General features: G+C 71.7%; 15 protein-coding genes and 1 pseudogene. 9 read left to right on the top strand and 7 right to left on the bottom strand.

Going from position 1 to position 18,869, the window contains the following annotated elements; genetic code table 11:
* Positions 1–4: 4 nt before the first annotated feature.
* From OG766_RS10465 to OG766_RS10475, 3 genes are all read right to left on the bottom strand, one after another.
* The gene (locus OG766_RS10465) at positions 5–646 is read right to left on the bottom strand and encodes a hypothetical protein (protein WP_328725130.1); all 642 of its coding nucleotides are present in this window, start codon (positions 644–646) and stop codon (positions 5–7) included.
* A gap of 73 nt (positions 647–719) precedes the next feature.
* A complete protein-coding gene (locus OG766_RS10470; protein WP_266374486.1) occupies positions 720–995 on the bottom strand; it encodes a TrbC/VirB2 family protein in 276 nt (91 codons plus the stop codon).
* Positions 996–1,075: 80 nt separating this feature from the next.
* Complete coding sequence (locus tag OG766_RS10475; RefSeq protein WP_328725131.1) at positions 1,076–2,815, bottom strand: conjugal transfer protein; 1,740 nt, start codon at positions 2,813–2,815, stop codon at positions 1,076–1,078.
* 291 nt (positions 2,816–3,106) lie between these two features.
* Here OG766_RS10475 and OG766_RS10480 point away from each other — a divergent pair, with 291 nt between their 5' ends.
* The 6 genes from OG766_RS10480 (at position 3,107) to OG766_RS10505 (ending at position 9,468) form a co-directional block, all read left to right on the top strand.
* Positions 3,107–3,568, top strand: coding sequence for a hypothetical protein (locus OG766_RS10480; protein ID WP_266374483.1), 462 nt, complete (start codon positions 3,107–3,109; stop codon positions 3,566–3,568).
* 104 nt (positions 3,569–3,672) lie between these two features.
* On the top strand, positions 3,673–4,062 hold the full coding sequence (locus tag OG766_RS10485; protein WP_266374482.1) for a DUF4913 domain-containing protein: 390 nt from the start codon (positions 3,673–3,675) through the stop codon (positions 4,060–4,062).
* Positions 4,063–4,306: 244 nt separating this feature from the next.
* A complete protein-coding gene (locus OG766_RS10490) occupies positions 4,307–4,921 on the top strand; it encodes a hypothetical protein (protein WP_328725132.1) in 615 nt (204 codons plus the stop codon).
* A gap of 7 nt (positions 4,922–4,928) precedes the next feature.
* On the top strand, positions 4,929–7,013 hold the full coding sequence (locus OG766_RS10495) for a peptidoglycan DD-metalloendopeptidase family protein (protein ID WP_328725133.1): 2,085 nt from the start codon (positions 4,929–4,931) through the stop codon (positions 7,011–7,013).
* Between the two features lie 119 nt (positions 7,014–7,132).
* Positions 7,133–8,866, top strand: coding sequence for a type IV secretory system conjugative DNA transfer family protein (locus OG766_RS10500; RefSeq protein WP_328725134.1), 1,734 nt, complete (start codon positions 7,133–7,135; stop codon positions 8,864–8,866).
* Positions 8,867–8,988: 122 nt separating this feature from the next.
* Positions 8,989–9,468 (top strand): GNAT family N-acetyltransferase, encoded by a 480-nt coding sequence (locus OG766_RS10505; RefSeq protein WP_266374475.1) that lies wholly within the window; start codon positions 8,989–8,991, stop codon positions 9,466–9,468.
* 106 nt (positions 9,469–9,574) lie between these two features.
* On the opposite strand, the gene OG766_RS10510 is transcribed toward OG766_RS10505, so the two are convergent.
* A complete protein-coding gene (locus OG766_RS10510) occupies positions 9,575–11,656 on the bottom strand; it encodes an MDR family MFS transporter (RefSeq protein ID WP_328727460.1) in 2,082 nt (693 codons plus the stop codon).
* A 423-nt stretch (positions 11,657–12,079) separates the two neighbouring features.
* On the opposite strand from OG766_RS10510, the gene OG766_RS10515 reads away from it, so the two are divergent.
* On the top strand, positions 12,080–12,868 hold the full coding sequence (locus OG766_RS10515; protein WP_328725135.1) for a peptidoglycan-binding domain-containing protein: 789 nt from the start codon (positions 12,080–12,082) through the stop codon (positions 12,866–12,868).
* 188 nt (positions 12,869–13,056) lie between these two features.
* Here the strand turns inward: OG766_RS10515 and OG766_RS10520 are convergent, their stop codons facing one another.
* From OG766_RS10520 to OG766_RS10530, 3 genes and pseudogenes are all read right to left on the bottom strand, one after another.
* Positions 13,057–13,746, bottom strand: coding sequence for an HAD-IA family hydrolase (locus OG766_RS10520; RefSeq protein WP_266374472.1), 690 nt, complete (start codon positions 13,744–13,746; stop codon positions 13,057–13,059).
* A 254-nt stretch (positions 13,747–14,000) separates the two neighbouring features.
* Positions 14,001–14,585 carry a TMEM165/GDT1 family protein gene (locus OG766_RS10525; protein ID WP_266374471.1) on the bottom strand — a complete coding sequence of 195 codons (585 nt, stop codon included), beginning with the start codon at positions 14,583–14,585 and terminating at the stop codon, positions 14,001–14,003.
* Positions 14,586–15,010: 425 nt separating this feature from the next.
* Positions 15,011–15,748: pseudogene (locus OG766_RS10530) on the bottom strand (ABC transporter permease); the annotation flags it as partial.
* 328 nt (positions 15,749–16,076) lie between these two features.
* On the opposite strand from OG766_RS10530, the gene OG766_RS10535 reads away from it, so the two are divergent.
* Both OG766_RS10535 and OG766_RS10540 read left to right on the top strand, forming a co-directional pair.
* Complete coding sequence (locus OG766_RS10535) at positions 16,077–16,730, top strand: HNH endonuclease family protein (RefSeq protein WP_266374469.1); 654 nt, start codon at positions 16,077–16,079, stop codon at positions 16,728–16,730.
* Positions 16,731–16,885: 155 nt separating this feature from the next.
* On the top strand, positions 16,886–18,793 hold the full coding sequence (locus OG766_RS10540) for an alkaline phosphatase D family protein (RefSeq protein WP_266374468.1): 1,908 nt from the start codon (positions 16,886–16,888) through the stop codon (positions 18,791–18,793).
* Positions 18,794–18,869: the final 76 nt, after the last annotated feature.

Consider the following 18,869-nt stretch of genomic DNA (forward strand, 5'->3'; position numbering starts at 1 on the left):
GGAGTCATCCTGCGGTCTCGGAGTGTCCGGCGGCCGAGAGCCCGGCGCCGGGGTGTGTTGTGCCACGCGGTGCGGCGGCGGAGTGTGCCGCGTTCCGGGACGTGGCGGTGGAACCGGCCGTGCCCTGGGGTGCGGCGGAGGCGCGGGCCGTGACGCCCTGTGCGGCGGCGTACGAGGAGCCGCTGCGGGCCGCTTCCTCCGACGCGCTGTCGTACTGCCGCTGCCAGCGCGATGAGCCCGGCTGCCAGAGGATGACCTGCCAGTGCAGTTCCTCGGGTTCGCGGTCGGCCGCCAGGCCCTGGAGATGCTTCGGCTGGAACCAGAAGTCGGCCCACACGACCAGCTGCTGACTCAGGGTCAGGGCAGACGGCAGGGGCCGGCCCCAGACGAAGTACACGGCGACGGGCGGGCCGAGGTACAGGACCGACGTCACCATCGACAGGCTCAGGAACGGCAGGAACGCGGAGAGCGAGAGCATCGTGACCAGCCACACGACCCCGAATCCGAAGGCGGCGCCCAGGGCGGGGAGCAGGAGGCCGGGGAGCGGGATGTTGCCCCAGTTCCAAATGCGTTTCGGCCGGTTGAGCAGATCCGTGTGGTCGTATGCGATCAGCGGGTCGATCGCGTCCGGCGCTTCCTGTGCCATCCGTCGCTCCTCCTCTCAGACGTGGTGTGCGGATCGAGGTCCAAGGGCCGCGGGCGGCCGTGCCGCCCGCGGCTCAGCTCTCGCCGCCCTCGCCACCGCCGCCGATCTGGCCGCCGAGGTCGATGAGCAGACCGGCCAGACCGGTCGCGCCACCGATGATCAGTGCGGCGAGCGCGATCATGCCGAAGCCCTGGAAGGCCTCACGCATTCCGTCGCCGCGCTTCATCGACAGCAGCATCCGGATGCCGAGGATGAGCAGGGCGATGACGGCGACCATGGTGCCGACGTTGCGGAGGATGTCCTGGATCTCACCGAACATTCCCTCGAGGGAGGTTGCTGCCAAGTACATGGCGTGTCCTTTCGCTGTACTGCTGCTGTGTGCGGATTCCGTACGTGGATCGATACGCCGTGTGCCGTGGACGCCCCTGGTCAGGGACGCTTCGCACCGGCCGGCTTCCCGCCGTCGGCGGGCTTTGCGCCCCCGGGCGGCGGGGCGTTGTCGGCGGGCTTTCCGGTCCCGGACGGCTCAGCGTCGTCGGCGGGCGGGACGCCCTCGGTGCCGGGGGTGACGGGATCGCCTTCGTCGGCACGCCCGCCCGTCGGGTCGAGCACCCCGCCCCGGATGTCCTTGATGAACCAGCCCTGCGCGGTGTTCACCACCGTCACCCGGTACGAACGCCGGACCACCGGGCCCGGCTCGCGGCCGGCCGTCTCGTCGGCCGAAGTGCCGCCGCCCCATTCGACGGTCACACGGGCCCACACCGACTCGCCCTCGTCGTACGCGACCGAGTCGCCGTCGTCCGTGCCCGCCGGCGCCAGGGCGGCCACCTCGTGGATCTTCGGCGCTGACAGTGCGCCGGCCAGCCCCGAAGTGGCCGCGAGGGTCGCGTCGGGAGTGGTGAAGCGGGTCATCGCCGTCGCGTCGGACTCCGCCCATGCCTCGAAGTAGCCGGGCAGCACCTTGGTCCGGAGCTGATCGGAGAGGTCCTGGTCGACGACCTCGTCGTCCTTGTCCACCTCGGGCGCGGTACCGCGCACCGGCAGCGGCATCTCGCCCACGTCGCCGACGATCCGCAGGCCCGAGGCCCCGGCCAGGTCCTTCACGTACACCGGCACGGAGAGGGTCGTCGTGCGGCCTGTCGACAGCCTGACCTGAACTCCCAGGTACCGGCCGTTCTTTCCGTACTCGGGAATCTCCTCGGCGGTCCCGTCCCAGGTGGCGAGCGTGACGCTCTGCTTGCCGCTGCCGTCCCACCCGCAGTCGGCGTCGACGCCGGCCGAGGCGTAGCGGGTCAGGGCCTTGCGGCGCTGGTCGGCGGTCGGCGGCGAGTACGTGAGACACAGCGCCGCGTACTCCTCGGCGAAGGTCGCCGCGGTCCGCGTCGGGAACTCGGTGAGCCGGAAGCGCTGCACGTCCTTGGTGTCCAGGGCGGCGCTCCGCACGTCGGACGACTTGCCGACGACCAGGCCCATGACACCGCACGAGCCGAGCGCGAAGGCGCAGGTGGTGATCAAGAGGGTGGCGCGCAGGGCGACATGGGTACGCCGGCCCTGGGCGGGCAGCCGCCCGCCGGGCCGCGGCACGTCGAACCCCGCACGGGCGGGCGCGGCGGACGCGACCTGCTGCGGCGCCGTGGAGGCGGCGACGGTGTGCGGACCCGCGGATGCGGTGCGCTGCCCGCCCGTCGGCGCAGGGGCGGATCGGCCGCGCTCCCCTCGCTCTGCCTTCCTGCGCTCGTACGCGGCCTTGCGCTCGGCCTTCGCCCGCTCCCGCTTGTCCTTCTTCGACTCGGCGGGGGGCTGGTCCGCACGCGGCGGCAGGGTCGGTACGGCCGCCTGGCTCGGCGGCACGGCGGCCTGCGGTGCACGGCGCACCCAGGCGGCGGCGACCTGGGCGCGCGCGGCGTCGGTCGGCTGCTGGGGCTGAGGCTGAGGGGACGGGGCGGCGGCGGCCGGACAGCCGTAAGGGCTGCGCGTCTGCTGCGGGTGCTGTGCCTGCGCCGCCTGACCATGCTGCTGTGCCTGCTGACCATGCTGCTGCGGGTGCTGACCGTGTTGCTGTGCCTGCGCCTGCTGCCAGGCCGCCTGCTCCACAGGGCCGAACTGCGCGGGCTGCTCCGAAGGCCGGCCGTGGCCGACCCCGCCGGCAGAACTGCTGTGGTCCGTCATCGAGTTCGGTCCCCTCCCAGGCGTGTGGTCCCCAGTCCGCCGGTTCGGGTCGGGCGTGCGGCGGGCCCTGGCTCGGCCAGGTGCGGACGCAGTGTGGCAAACGGAGGGCGCGGCGGCTCCCGCGTTTCCCCGCCGGGGAAACGCGAGGAAAACGCGAGGAAGGACGGAGGAATCCTCCTGGGAATCGCGGGGAATCCTCGGCGCGGCGGCACATCCTGCCCTCCGTCACAATGCGAGGTCGTGCCCGGAAGGCGGGTGCCAAGCCGTCGTCGACCGTGCGAAGGACGAGAGTTGAGCGACCAGTACGCCCACCCGCAGCAGGCCGCACCGCCCGCATCCGTCCCTGGCCCCGCCGCCACGCCTGTCGTCGACGCCCAGTCGGCCTGGATCGACGGCTACGAGCCCGGCAACCCCTGGCAGTCGAGGCTCTGCCTGCAGACCCCGTACGGAACCGTCGCCTATCCCCTCACTCCGCACACCATGCCCGAGCTCTTGGAAGGGCTCGTCATGGTCGCGCAGGAGCAGCAGGGCATGACCGGGACGCCGGAGACGGACCTGCCGACGGCCGACGGCCGGGACGACGACGACCCGTCCGCCCCTGCCAACAGCCCCGGCATCCACGACGGGAGGGCCGCCCGTCTGACGGGCTGGGCCGTCGTCCATGACCTGTGGGAACGGGAGGACCCGAAAGCCCGCTTCATCATGGGCGCGGTGGTCGTCGGCCTGCTGGTGCTGGGGATCTTCCTCACCTGACCGGGCGCGGTATGCCGCGACCGGAGCCCTCATGGCCCCCGCGGCCCCACCGCCCGCCAGTCACCATCCACCACCAACCCCAACCCGCGTACGGAAGAGCCGACATGAGCACCGGTCCCGAGGAGCAGCAGTCGTCCGGCGACGACGTGGAGTTCTACTTCGCGGACGTCTATCTCTTCGTCTCCGACTACCTCGCGCAGATGGTCCGGCGCCGTATCAACGGCTCCTCCGCCACTTGGTGTCCGCGCTGGTGGGAGCACCCCGAGGCGGGCGCCCGGCTGTCCGCGCTGTGGCTGGCCTGGGAGCATCTGCGGCACGACTCGGCGCTCGGGATGTCCACCTGGTGGCTTCACCACGCCGACCCGCATCTGCGGGTGCTGATGGACGCGGATCTCGGTCCGTTCGCGGCCTGTTCACCCAAGGGCGGGCACACGTCGCACCCCTTCGAGCCGCTCCCCGTCGAGCCCCACGCACCGGATCCACGCACCGTTTGAGGGGAGCCGGTGTGGATGCCCCCGCAGCTCTCCATCATTTCCACGCACCGGCTTTCCTCACTCGGCACACTCCTTCCTGCCCCCGTCCCACCTCCCGTTTTCCTCGGCTTTCCCCATGAGGAATTCGCGCGTTCCCCTGGCTTTCCCAGGCCCTACCGTGACCCGGCGACCTGACTGAGGGAGGCCGGGGACGGTGGATTCACCTGCCGAGAACAAGCGAACTGCGGTACTTGCCCTGGTGGTCATGGGCGTTCTGCTCGTCGGCGCACTCGTGGTGTTCACCGTCTTCAACGGGGAGGACGACTCCGAGGCCCCGACCGGCACCGCCCCCACCGCGAGCGCGGCGAACGACGGCAAGGCGCAGAACGGCGAGGACGGTGCCCGGCCGGCCGCCGGCACGCCCCGGCCCATCGTGCCGCCGGCCGAAGTGGCCGAGGCCCATCGGGTGATGGCCGACTACATGGCCGGCCTGAGCACGTACGAGCACACCGACAAGGACGCCTCCTGGGCGCCGCCGCTGCTCGCGCTCACCACACGTGACGAGGCACTGAAGCAGGAGACGGCCCTGCCCTCCGGCAAGGAGTGGGGCGCGTGTCTGGCCGCCCGATGCTCCTCCGAGGGGAGGGCGACGGTGGTCCGTGACGCGATGATCGCCGACGATCTCACGCGCGGCAGCGGCCAGATGATCTCCAGCGTCGTGAACGTGACCGCGACCCGCTCCGAGGGCGGCGAGGAGACCGGTACCGAGTCCAACTCCTGGCTGGTGACAGCCCAGAAGCGGGGATCCGGGTGGCAGGTCTCCGGGTTCGACCTGTTCGGCCTGGGCAACGTGGGCGCGTCCGACGAGACGGAGGGCTGAGACACCGATGGTGGCTCCAGCCGTACTGGCGGCCGCGGCCAAGGTGGCGAAGTCGGCCAAGAACGCGACCCAGTCGGCCGGGGGCCAGGGTGGTCCGGACGGCGATGGCGGCGGCAAGAAGAAGGGCAGCGGCAAGTGGCTGCTGATCATCGGGGGCGGCGGGATGCTGCCGGTCGCCGGTGTCGGCTTCGTCGCCATCGTCCTGATCGGCGGCCTGGTCGGCGGTCTGGGCGGCGGTTCGGCCCAGGCCGCCTGCGGGGACTACGGGGACAACGCCCAGGCCGGCAACACCGGTGACCAGGCCGCCACCAGTCCGATCATGCCGGCGGGCAAGATGTACATGCCGAGCGAGACGGCCCGTCACGAGATACCCCCGAAGATGATCCTGGCCTCGATGCGCGCCGCGGCCCGCTACGACGGGCTGGACTGGACGCTCATCGCCGGGCAGATGTACCAGGAGACCAAGTTCGGCCAGGACAAGTCGGCCGCACCCGGCGGCAAGAACAGCGCCGGCTACATGGGGCTGCTGCAGTTCGGCGACGACGCCTGGACGGACTACGGCGCCGACGGCAACGACGACGGCACGAAGGACAAGTACAACATCGACGACGCGGCCTTCGCCGCCGCCAACTTCCTGCACGCCCAGAAGGCCGAGACACAGGCGTGGGAGGCGCTCCGGGTCTACTCGGGCTCCCGGGCGAGCAACACCATCTACATGCGGGTGGTCCTCACCCAGGCCGCCCGCTACCGCGGCACCCTCACCGGCGACAAGGGCCTGATCAAGGACTGGTACGCGCACCTGAAGAAGACCGTGGACAAGAACCCGGGCTTCCCCACGCTCGGCAAGCAGTCGGACATCCCCGAGCCCGTCGGCAACGACGCCGACCCGAAGAAGGCGCTGAGCATCCCCGCCGAGTCGGCACGTTCCTGGTCGACCCCGCCCCTCGACGGCGGCGGAGGCGACGGCGGCACGAGCGACGACGGCACGACGACCGCGATGGCACCGATCGCGTACTCCCGTCCGCTGGCCGCCCCGGCCGACGAACCGCGACCGGCCACCGGCAAGGACTGGCAGTGGCCGCTGAAGAAAGGCTCCTACCAGGTCGGCACCGAGTACCGTAAGAGCGGGAGCAGTTGGAGCCTCGGATATCACACCGGACTCGACCTGGTCGCCCCCGTCGGCACGCCGATCTACGCCCCGTCCGACGGCAAGGTGGTGAAGAGCTCCAGTGGCGGGTCGTACGGCAACGAGACCCACATCGAGCACGCGAACGGCGTGATCACGCTGTACGCCCACCAGAGCACCGTCTCGGTCTCCGTGGGGAGCACCGTCAAGCGCGGTGACCAGATCGGCAAGGTCGGCGTCACCGGCAACACCACCGGTCCCCACCTCCACTGGGAGGTCCGAGTCCCTGGTGTCGACAACCCCTTCGTCGGGGGCCAGGACAAGGGTCCCGGCATGGTCGACCCGGAGGCGTGGCTGGAGGGCAAGGTGTCCGCCAAGCCCGACTACGGCACCGTTCCCGGCGGGGACGGCGGCAAGGACGCCGACTACGTGGACTGCGCGAAGGAGGGCAGCGGCACCCCGGTCGCCCCCGACGGCGCGGGTGTGACCGGCGTACTGCCCGACTCCGACGACCCGGTGGTACGGGCGGCACTCGGCTGGGCGCAGCGCGGCATCGGCGTGCCGTACGTGCTCGGCGCACCGCGCCTGCAGGGCGTCAGCCCGACGACCTTCGACTGCTCCAGCTACACGCAGTGGGCCTACTACCAGGCGAGCGGCGGCAAGATCGACATCGGTGCGACGACCTTCGTACAGGAGGACAAGCTCCGTCGCTACAAGGTCTCGCTGAGCGAGGCCCAGCCCGGTGACCTGATCTTCTTCCGGCCCAGCTCACGCGGCTCGGAGCACGTCGGCATCGTGTGGGACCCGGCCGGCAAGAAGATCGTCCACGCTCCGCGCCCCGGCAAGAACGTCGAGTTCAGCACGTGGGACGTACAGGACAAGATCACCGCCGTGTACCGGGTGCCGATCCCCCAGGGCACGAATCCGTCGGAGGCCGACGGCAAGGGCGACACGGAACATGCCTAAGCGAAAGGACAGTTGATGAGCACGCGCAGGAGCAGGAGCATCCCGCTCGGGACCGGGACCGGCATCGTGCTGGTGCCCGGGACCGCGCTGGTGTCCGGATTCACGACGGGCCGTGCGTCATGACTGTCGAACGGCAGAAGAAGCCCCGCTCCGAGGACGACTGGACGATCGAGATCGTCCTTCTCGTCGTGGCCGTACTGCTCCTGCTCACCGGCGCGTGGTTCGCCGCCCGGACCGGCGCACCGTACGACGGCCGTCCCGCCCCGCCCGACGACCCGTTCTCCTTCGCCATCGCCCTGGTCAAGGGCGACTACGACTGGCCCGGCAGCGCGTCGAGCGCCGTCGCGGCCGGCGAGGCGCTGCTGCTCGGGTGCGCCGGCCTCGCCGGCTACCGGGTGCGCCAGCGTGTCCGCAACAAGCCCGACGTCGACGACGCGGCCCGCCATCTCGCCCAGGGCGAGGAACTCGGCAAGCTCACCATGAAGGGCGCGGCGGCGACCGCCCACCGTCTCGGTGTGCAGGGCAATGTGCCGGGCGTCTTCATCGGCCGTTCCTTGCGGGGCCGCCAGCCGCTGTACGGCTCGTTCGAGGACATGCACATCGACATCTGGGGTCCGCGTACCGGCAAGACGACCCGGCGCGCCATTCCCGCGATCCTCGACGCTCCCGGAGCCGTACTCGTCACCTCCAACAAGCGGGACGTCGTCGACGCCACCCGTGGCCCGCGCGCGTCACGCGGGCCGGTCTGGGTGTTCGACCCGCAGCAGGTCGCGCAGGAGCCGCCCACCTGGTGGTGGAATCCCCTGTCGTACGTGACCGATGTGGCCAAGGCCCGTAAGCTGGCGGACCACTTCGCGTCGGGCTCGCGCGACGCGGACGCCTCCACCGACGCGTACTTCGACCCGGCGGGACAGGACCTGCTGGCCAATCTGCTGCTCGCGGCGGCCGTCGCGAACGCCCCGATCACCCAGATCTACACCTGGCTGGCCACCCCGAAGGACGACACCCCCGAACGCGTCCTGCGCGGCGCGGGGCATCTCATGCCGGCCGACGCGCTGGCCGGTGTGATCACCGCCCCGGACAAGCAGCGCAGCGGTATCTACGGTGTCGCCCAGCAGATGGCGTCCTGTCTGATCAACCCCGAGGTCAACAAATGGGTGACCCCGGGCGACGGAGCCCCGCGAGCGCAGTTCGACCCGCACACGTTCGTCCGCGAGGCCTCAACGCTGTACTCCCTCTCCCGCGAGGGCAGCGACTCCGCGGGCCCGCTCGTGACCGCACTGACCGTGGCCGTCGTCGAGGCCGCCGAGGAGTACGCCACCACGCAGCGCGGCGGACGGCTGCCGCTGCCGCTGGTCGGCGTCCTGGACGAGGCGGCGAACGTCTGCCGCTGGCGTGCGCTGCCGGACCTGTACTCGCACTACGGCTCCCGGGGCATCATCCTCATGACGATCCTCCAGTCCTGGGCGCAGGGCATCGAGGTGTGGGGGGAGCGCGGCATGGAGAAGCTCTGGTCCGCCGCCAACGTGCGTGTCTACGGCGGCGGTGTGTCCGACACCCGCTTCCTCGGCGATCTGTCCGAGCTGGCGGGCGAGTACGACCTGCGCGAGTTCTCCACCACCCGTGAGTCGGAGTTCGGCGGCTGGTCCGGCAACCGCACCGTGAACGAGTCCGTACGGCGCGAACGCGTCCTGCAGGTCTCCGACCTGGGTTCGATGCCGCCCGGCCGCGCCCTTGTACTCGCCTCCGGCACCAGGCCGGTCCTGGTGGAGACGATCCCCTGGTGGGAGGGCCCCTACGCCCGCTCGGTCAAGGCCTCGCTGGTGCAGTACGACCCGGGTAAGCGCCCCTGAAGACCTCGGTGATCCGGCCCCGCCCCCAACGACCGGCGACCGGCGACCGAGGCCGCGCTCTCCGCACCGGAGCGCACAAATGCGTTCGCCGGGCGGCGGCCGGATCAGGTAGAGAGACCGGCATGACGATCTGGTCCGTACTCCCCGAGCGCTTCGACGCCCCCGACGCCACAGCCTTGCGGCGCGACTACTACGCGGATGTCGCGGGGAGTTACTGGCGGCGGCCGGTCACCGAGGCCGAGATCGACGAAGGGCTCAGGGACGACGAGGTGGAACGGCTCGCCGTGCCGGGCGGGGGGTTCGTCGTCGGGCGGTACGGCGGGGCCGCCGCCGCGTGCGGCGGGGTGTTGCTGCTGGACGCGGAAAGGGCCGAGCTGACCCGGGTGTTCGTACGTCCTGCCTTCCGTGGCACGGGAGGCGGCGGAGCGCTGCTGGCCGCGCTGGAGGAGGAGGCGAGGCGTCTCGGGGCGCGGCGCATGGTCCTCAACACCCGCCTGGACCTCGTCGAGGCACGCGGGCTGTACACGCGGTACGGCTACCGGGAGATCCCGGCGTACTGCGAGGGGCCGTACATGGACATCTGGTACGGCAAGGAGCTGTGACGGCAGGGAACTGTGACGGCCGCGCTTCCGTCGGCCGAGCCCAGAGCCGTTGCCGTTGCCGTTGCCGTTGCCCGCGCCCTCGCCCTCGCCCTCGCCCTCGCCCTGCTCAGTGCGGCGAGGGATGGTGCCAGGCCTGGTGATCGCGGTGCGGGACGCCGACGTCGGGGCGCTCGCCGTCCGAACCGCACAGTTCGGAGGTGAGTTCCTTCACCAGCTGGATCAGGTCGGTGGGCCGGTCCGGACCCCACCAGTCGCCGAGCAGTTCCGCCAGCGACTCCTCCCTCGCCGCCGACAGCTTCGCCACGGCGTCGGCGCCCTTGTCGGTGAGGATCAGCGACAGTCCCTCCCGCCGGGCCAGCCCTCGCTCCTCCACCTGCCGGGACGCCTCGGTGATCGCCTTGATCGGAACGGGAGTGGTGTCGGCGAGCCGGGACGGTTCGACCATTCCGTGCCGCTTGATACGCAGCAGCAGCCAGCTCGCCGCCGGGCTCACATCGAGCCCCGACCTGTCGGTGATCTTGACGTAGATCGCCTTGCGGCCCTCACGCGAGCCGAGCACGGACAGCGCGCGGGCGCATTCCTCGTACGAGGAGCGATGCACGGGGTTGGAGGCGAGCGTCTCGCTGACCTCGGGCGCGGTGACCGAGCCGCGCAGCTTGTCCTCCCTCAGGAACCAGGCGATGACGAAGGCCACGAGGACGATCGGCGCGGCGTAGACGAAGACGTCGGTGATGGAGGTCGAGTACGCCTGCAGGACCGGCGGCCGCAGCCCCGGTGGAAGCTCCAGGATGGTGCGCGAGTCGGAGGCCAGCTGGTCGGGGCCGATTCCGGGCGGCAGCTGCTGCCCGGCGAGCACTTCGGGAAGCAGTTCCCGCAGTCGGCCGGTGAAGAGCGAGCCGAAGGTGGCGACGCCGAACGAGGCGCCGATGGAGCGGAAGAAGGTCGCGCCGGAGGTGGCGACGCCGAGGTCCTCGTAACGGACGGCGTTCTGCACGGCCAGCACCAGTACCTGGATCACCATACCGAGACCGGATCCGAACACGAACAGGTAGACGCTCGTCTCCCAGACCGAGGTGGCCGGCTCCAGCTGGTGCAGCAGGAGCAGTCCCAGGGCCGTCACGGCGGTACCGGCGATCGGGAAGACCTTCCACCGTCCCGTGCGGCTGACGATCTGGCCGGACAGGGTCGAGGTGATCAGCAGGCCCAGCACCATCGGCAGCATGTGCACACCGGACGCGGTGGGTGTCACGCCCTGGACGATCTGCAGGAACGACGGCAGGTAGATCAGCGCGCCGAACATCGCGAAGCCGACGATGAAGCTGATGACGGAGACCAGCGTGAACGTATGGTTCCGGAACAGCTTCAGCGGCAGTACGGGCTCCGCGGCACGCTTCTCGGCGTACACGAACGCGACGAGGAGAACGATCCCGAGGGCGGCGAGGACGATGATCTGCGCCGAGTCCCACGGCCACGTGGTGCCGCCGAGTGAGGCCACGAGGACCAGGCAGGTCGCCACGGAGGCGATCAGGAACGTCCCCAGGTAGTCGATGGTGTGATGGGTCCTGCGGGCCGGAATGCGCAGCACGGCGGCGGTCACGAAGAGCGCGACGATGCCGATGGGCAGGTTGATGTAGAACACCCACCGCCAGCTGAGGTGCTGGGTGAAGAGCCCGCCGAGCAGCGGCCCGAGAACACTGCTCGCGCCGAAGACGCCGCCGAACAGGCCCTGGTACCTGCCGCGTTCGCGCGGGGCGACGATGTCTCCGACGATCGCCATGGACAGCACGATGAGGCCGCCACCGCCGAGCCCCTGGAGCGCGCGGAAGGCGATGAGCTGCGGCATGTTCTGGGCGATGCCGCACAGCGCGGAGCCGATGAGGAAGATGACGATCGCGGCCTGGAACAGTTTCTTGCGGCCGTACTGGTCACCGAGCTTGCCCCAGAGCGGTGTGGCGGCGGTGGAGGCGAGTATGTACGCGGTCACGATCCAGGACAGGTGCTCCAGGCCGCCGAGTTCGCTGGCGATGGTCGGCAGCGCGGTGGAGACGATGGTCTGGTCGAGCGCGGCGAGCAGCAGGCCGAGCAGCAGCGCACTGATCGCGACGAGCACACTGCGGCGGTTCCCGCCTTCGCCCGGCCGGGGTACGGGGCCGGGACTCACGGCCGAGCTGCTCAGTTCCTGCGCCATGGAGTACGTACCTCCGGTCCGCAGCACGCTCGTCTGCTTCTCCCATCCTGGGTGTTCCACCCTGTTATGGCCTGCCGAAGGGGGACGCGGCGACCGGGCGCTGGACAGGGGCTGCATAATCGCTGGCAGCTCAAGGGGAGGGAACCCACGATGACGGGACGCGCTTGTCCTGAATGCGGCAGACAGGGTGACGGGGAGGACAGATCCGGCCAGGGAGGCCCGGACGGTCCGGGAGTACCGGGAGCACCAGAAGCACCGCGAGGACAGGGTGGTGCCGGCCAGGGCGGCCCGGGCTGCGCCTGCGCGGAGACCGCGGCGGCGGGTTTCGATCCGCTGCGCGTCCGGCCGTACGTGCCCCATGTCGGGCCCCCTGCCCCGTCGGGCGCGGGTCCCGCCGCCGGACCGCCGCCCGAGCTCACGGAGGTGGCCGCGGCGCAGGGCGCCCAGGGCGGCGCGAAGGATGACACACAGGAGATCCCGCGCCAGTACGCCTACGCATACGAGTCCGGGCACGACGTGCCGCAGCGGGACACGGGCTCCGGCCCCGCGGCGCAGGAGCCCGCGCGTCGGCGCGGGCGCCGGGTGTTCCTCGCCGCCGCGGCCGTCGTCGCCGTCCTCGGGACCGCGGCCTATGCGAGCGGGCTGCTCGCGGGCGACGGTGACGGGCAGGACCGGGCGCTGCCCGACAGCGAGACGATGGCCCCCTTCCTGACCGCCGCGCCCGACGCACCCCAGGCGTCGCCGTCGGCCGTCTCGCCCGAAGCCTCGGCCTCGGCGTCGCGCGGGGCGTCACCTTCCGCGTCCCCTTCGGCCTCGGCGTCGTCCGAAGCCGGCCCGTCGGCCCCGACGAAGGTCGCCGACGCTCCCGCCTCTCCGTCCACGATCGGCGAGGTGCCCCCGGACCCGTCCGCTCCGTCCGCGCCCGGGACCCTGCGACCCGGCGACAGCGGTGACGAGGTCGTCGAGCTCCAGGAGCGCCTCGAACAGGTCTGGCTGTACAACGGCCCGTCCCACGGTCACTACGACGGCCGCGTCGAGGATGCGGTGGCGACGTACCAGGCCTACCGGGGCATCGACGGCGACCCCGAGGGCGTCTACGGCCCGGAGACCCGCCGCGCCCTGGAGGCCGAGACGCGGTACCCGTCCCACGGGGGCGGCTGGGACGACGACGGGGACGGCGACGACCGCGGCAACGGCGGCGGGCGGGGCTAGAGCCGCTGGAGGCCGAAGCGCGCCCGGCGCGGCCGGGCGCGCGCGCCGCACGCCCACAGAGCTTGCGTAAGCCGCGCCGTGCCCCAGGTCAGTGCGGCCGCCGTGAGCCGGCCGTGCCCGGCGTTCAGGCAGAAGCGGTCAGCCGGTCACGCAGAGGCGTTCAGGCAGAGGCGGTCAGCCGGAGGCGTTCACGCAGAAGCGAAGACGGCGGTGCCGGTCGCGTCCGCCGTGACGCGGAGACGGGTGAGGTCCTGGACGTGCGCGTCCGGGGCGAACGCGGCCGCGCGCGGGCCGACGCCGACGACGCGCATACCGGCCGCGCGAGCGGCCGTGATGCCCGCCTCGGAGTCCTCGAAGACGACGCAGTCGGCCGGGTCGAAGCCCAGCTCCGCCGCGCCCTTGAGGAAGCCCTCCGGGTCCGGCTTGCTGGCGCCGACGCTTTCGGCGGTGACCCGGACCTCCGGGATGCGCAGCCCGGCGGCGTTCATACGGGCGCGGGCGAGGCCCTCGTCCGCGGAGGTGACGAGGGCGTGCGGCAGGTCCGCGATGGCGTCCATGAACGCGGGCGCGCCCGGGATCGGCACGACGCCGTCCAGGTCTGCGGTCTCCTGCGCGAGCAGCAGCCGGTTCTCGGCGTGGTTCTGCGCCATCGGCCGGTCCGGCAGCAGGACGGCCATCGTGGCGTAGCCCTGGCGCCCGTGCACGACCTTGAGCGTCGCGTCCGGGTCGAGCCCGTGGTCGACGGCCCAGCCGCGCCAGACGCGCTCCACGACGGCGTCGGAGTTGACGAGCGTGCCGTCCATGTCGAGGAGCAGCGCCTTGAAGGAGCCGATGGTCTCTGCGGTCGCCGCGCGGGGCGTCTCTGAGCTGGACAACATCGCCGTCCTGGAAGTAGGGAGCGGCCTCCGCCCACCGGTCAGGGAGTGCGGACGGAGACCACTTTGTTCACCAACGATACAAAGCCGAGGGCTTCTCATCAAGTCCGGCCGGCGAGGCCCACCTCCGGGCCTGCCTCCGAACCCACCTCCGGACCTGCCTCCGGGCCCGGGTACGGGCTCAGGACTCAGGGGTCAGGGGTCACGGGTCAGAGGTCAGGACTCAGAGCTCAGGGCCCCAGGGTTCAGGGCCCAGGTCACCCCGCGATCGCCTCGTACAGGCTCAGTCCCGCCAGTACCAGCATCAGCCCGGCCGCCACCTTCGTGATCAACCGCAGCGGGACGTACTTCAGCAGTGTCCTGCCGCCCACGATCCCGAGCCCCGCCACGGCCCACAGCGCCAGCACCGCGCCCAGGCCCACCGACAGGGGGTTGTCGTAACGGGCGGCCAGGTTCGCGGTCATGATCTGGGTCAGATCACCGAACTCCGCGACGAGAATCAGCATGAAGCCCGCGCCGGAGACCTTCCAGAAGGACTGGTCGGCCGGCGCCTTGATGCCGTCGTCGTCCTCGTCCTGCTTCTTCAGGAGCAGCATCGCCGCGCCCGCGAGGAACAGCACGCCCACCACCGCCTGCACCAGCCGCTGCGGCAGCAGCGTCAGCACACTGCCCGCGGCGATCGCGAGCGCGACATGCACGGCGAAGGCCGCGGCGACGCCCGCGAAGACGTACGAGGCGCGGTAGCGGGTGCCGAGCATCAGCCCGGCGAGGGCCGTCTTGTCGGGGAGTTCGGCCAGGAAGACGACGCCGAAGGTGATCGCCATGATCGTGAGACTGAGCACGGGACGGGGTTCCTCAATCGGTCGGGCCCTGCCGCACCGAGAGACCTGCTGACCAGCGTTTCAGGGGTCGCTTCGGCACGGCAGCGGCCATGAATGGTCATGGTCACTGCTTGCCGAAGGTCTCGCTGGCGGGCCGCACTGCGGCCGCCTCCGGGCGCCGGCCGGGGCGAGCCCGGCAGTATGTCGACGTTCCGGCGAAGAGCTACTCCCCTTCTGCTCCGTACAGAGTACGCGACGCCCGCCCGCCGCCGTCAGGGACCTTGGTCCCGTTCCGGCCGGCCACCGGCAGGCCCCTCACCGCCGGCCTCGCCCCCCGCATGCCCCTCACCGCCGGCCTCGCCACCCTCCGCCCCGCCACTGGACGGCCTGTCACCCATCTCCCGTGCCTCCTCGCGCGCCACCTCCCCCGGCTCCTTCCGCGCCACCTCCCGGTGCAGCCGCCCCCGCGCCACCAGCTCCAGCACCAGCGCGACCGCGACCGCCTGCACCGCCATCAGCCCCACCAGGACGAACAGCTGCACCGCCCCCGCCTGGAGCGGTGACGCCCCGCCCAGCAGCATCCCGACGAACGCGCCGGGGAGGGTGACCAGGCCCACCGTCCTGGTCTGGTCGAGCCCCGGCAGCAGCGCGTCGGACGCCGCGTCGCGCGCCACCTCCATCCGGGCCTCGCGGTCGGGCAGCCCGAGCGCCATCCCGGCCTCCACCTCCCCGTGCCGGGTCGCGAGTTCGTCGAGGGCGCGCCGCCCGCCGAGGACCGTCGCGGTCAGTGCGCCGCCGATGAGGATGCCGGTCACGGGGATGAGCGCGATGCCCTTGACCGGGACGAGCCCGGTGAGCAGCAGCGCGGCGACGACGGGTACGACGCCCGCGCCGATCGGCAGGGCGGTCAGCCACCAGGTGCCGTTCGGGGTGACGCGGCGGCCCGCGGTGCGTACGGCGACGGCGTACATCACGAGCAGGAAGGCCAGGAGCAGCGGCAGCGAGTGGATCGCCCACCCGATGACGAGCGACACCGCGGCGAGCTGGACGGCGGCCCGCACACCCGCGACGACGATCTCGCGGGCGCGGCGTGGCCCGAGACGGCCGAGGGCCGCGACGGTGGCCGCGGCCGCCAGCAGTACGGCGAGGACGACCCCGAGCATCACATTGACCGGCAGCAGCACGCACCAACCCTAGGGATCCCCACGAGGCCTTGGGGAAACCCGAGGCCCGACGCCGCTCTTGATGTCGCGTCAGGGAGTCCTGAGATCGGGCCAGGACTCGCTTGAACCTGCCCGAACCCGTCCGAACACGTCCGAACTCGTCTGAACTCGCACCGCAACAGCACCGGAACGGCACCGGAACCGCACACCGAAGCCTTGATGTGACGTGTTCATGTCGCCACTCTGTTACCTGGCGCCCATCCCCGGGCAACCTGGCGCCGCAACGATGGCGCGGGCCCTGACCCAGGGCTCGCTCCGGCCAACGTCCCCCACAGCCATAGGAGTTCGCATGTCAGGTGTCTACGCGCGTCGAGTGACCCGTACCGCCATACTCGCCGCCTCCGTCGCACTCGCGTCCGCGACCGCGCTGCTCACCGCGCCCGCTGCCCAGGCCGCCCCGCCCACCCCGGTCAGCGCCGCCACCGCCCGTACGTATCTCGGCCAGCTCACCGTCAAGACGGAAGGTTCCTCCTCGGGTTACAGCCGGGATCTCTTCCCGCACTGGATCACCCAGTCGGGCGCCTGCAACACGCGCGAGGTCGTCCTCAAGCGCGACGGCTCCAACGTCGTCCAGGACTCCAGCTGCGCGGCCACCAGCGGCAGCTGGTACTCCCCCTACGACGGCGCCACCTGGTCGGCCGCCGCCGACGTCGACATCGACCACATCGTGCCGCTCGCCGAGGCCTGGCGTTCCGGCGCCAACTCCTGGTCCACGTCCTCGCGCCAGGCCTTCGCCAACGACCTGACCCGCCCGCAGTTGATCGCCGTCACGGACAACGTCAACCAGTCCAAGGGCGACCAGGACCCCGGGGAGTGGCTGCCGTCACGGACCGCCTACCACTGCGTGTACGCCCGCATGTGGGTGCACACGAAGCACTACTGGAACCTCTCGGTCGACTCGGCCGAGAAGTCCGCGCTGCAGTCCATCCTGAACGGCTGCTGAACGGCCGCCGAGCGGCTGCCGACGACGTCTGACGACCTCTGCGGCCGCTGACCCGCGGGCCGGCGGTCCGCCCGGCCCCGCGGGTTCTGCCGACACGGAACCGCGCTACCCTCCCCCGTCGTTCCGTACCGTACGGGGGCGACGGAGGAGGGCACATGGCAGCGGGGCTGCGCCTGGGACCACTACTGCGGTACGTGGACTGGGACACCGGTGAGCACGCGACCATCTGGATCGAGGCCGACCGGCCCTGCACGGCCGAGGTGCGGTGCGCCGACGCCGGGGCGGGCCGGACCGGGACGGCCGGCAGCGCGGACGGCACCGGGCCGGAAGCCAGGACGAGGGCGGACGCCGCGACCGGGGCCGACGCCGTGACGAGGGCCGACGAGTCCGGAGCCGACCGGCCCAGACCCGACCAGCCCAGACCCGACCAGCCCGGACCCGACCGCCCCGGAGCCGGCGGGTCCGCCCGTACGTTCCAGGTCGAGGGCCATCACTACGCGCTGATCCCGGTCTCGGGCCTCACGCCCGCCTCCTCGACGGCGTACGAGGTGCTGCTGGACGGCCGCCGGGTCTGGCCGCTCGACGACTCGCCCTTCCCTCCGAGCACGATCCGTACGCCCGCGATCCCCGCCGCGGACGTGCGGGTGGCCTTCGGCTCCTGCCGCTGGGCCGCCCCGCCGGCCGACGAGCACGACCCCATCGGGCCCGACGCGCTCGACACCCTCGCCGCCCGGCTGGCGGACGACCCCGACGCCTCCCGCCCCGACGTGCTGGTGCTGCTGGGCGACCAGGTGTACGCGGACGCGACGTCGCAGGCGACCCAGCGCTGGCTGGCCGCGCGGCGCGATCTGAACGAGCCCCCCGGCGTCGAGGTCGCGGACTACGAGGAGTACACCCGGCTGTACGACGAGTCCTGGCTGGACCCCGTGGTCCGCTGGCTGCTCTCCACCGTCCCCAGCTGCATGATCTTCGACGACCACGATCTGATCGACGACTGGAACACGAGCGCGTCGTGGCTGGCGGAGAAGCGCGCCACGGCGTGGTGGCAGGAGCGCATCCTCAGCGGGCTGATGTCGTACTGGGTCTATCAGCACCTGGGCAATCTCTCCCCGGCCGAGCTCGCCACGGACCCGGTGTACGCGGCCGTACGGGACACCCCGGACGGTACGGACGCGCTGCGGCGGTTCGCGGCCACGGCCGACGCCGACCCCGCCGCCGTCCGCTGGAGCTACCGGCGCGACTTCGGCAGAAGCCGGCTGCTGATGATCGACACCCGCGCCGCCCGGGTCCTCGACGAGCGGCACCGGGCGATGCTCGACCAGGACGAGGCGCACTGGCTGCGCGACCAGGCGCTGGAGGCACCGGGGTCGTACGACCACCTGCTCATCGGGACGTCGCTGCCGTGGCTCCTGCCGCCGCTCATCCATGACGCGGAGAGCTGGAACGCGGCGCTGTGCCGCGGGGAGCGCGGCGAGCGCTGGGCACGATTCGGCGAGGACCTGCGCAGACGGGCCGATCTGGAGCACTGGGCGGCGTTCCCGTCCTCGTTCGAGAAGCTGACCGCGCTGATCGCGGAGGTGGGCAGCGGACCACTGGCGCCCGCGACGATCTGCGTCCTGTCCGGGGACGTGCACCACGCCTACGTCGCCGAGCCCGAGTGGCCCGACAGGGAGGTGGACACGACGAGGGCGATGGACACGACACCGGGCGGCGCCGCCGCCGCGGTGCCGGGCGGGGCGACCGGCGGGGCGCCTGACGCGCGGGTGTTCCAGCTGACCTGCTCCCCCGTGCACAACGCCATCCACTCCTGGGTGCGGCTCGGCTTCCGCTTCGGCTGGAGCCGGGCGGGGCGGCGCCTGGGCCATGCGCTCGCCCGGCACGGCCGGGCGGGTCGGCCGGTCATCGACTGGAGCAGAAGCGGCGGCCCCTGGTTCGGGAACCAGCTGATGACACTGACGCTGAACGGGCGTTCAGCCGAGCTCCAGCTCGATCAGGCGCGGGCGGATCGTACGGGTACGCGGCTCCTGACCGTGGAAACGCGGAACCTGACGAATGGTCCGTGACACTTCACACAGCGGGCGACGATCCTCACCCCCGCCCCTTCGGGTCCTCACAAGGCACCGGCATGATGAGGCGGTC

The sequence above is a fragment of the Streptomyces sp. NBC_00259 genome (genome assembly GCF_036181745.1).
Lineage (GTDB): Bacteria > Actinomycetota > Actinomycetes > Streptomycetales > Streptomycetaceae > Streptomyces > Streptomyces pratisoli.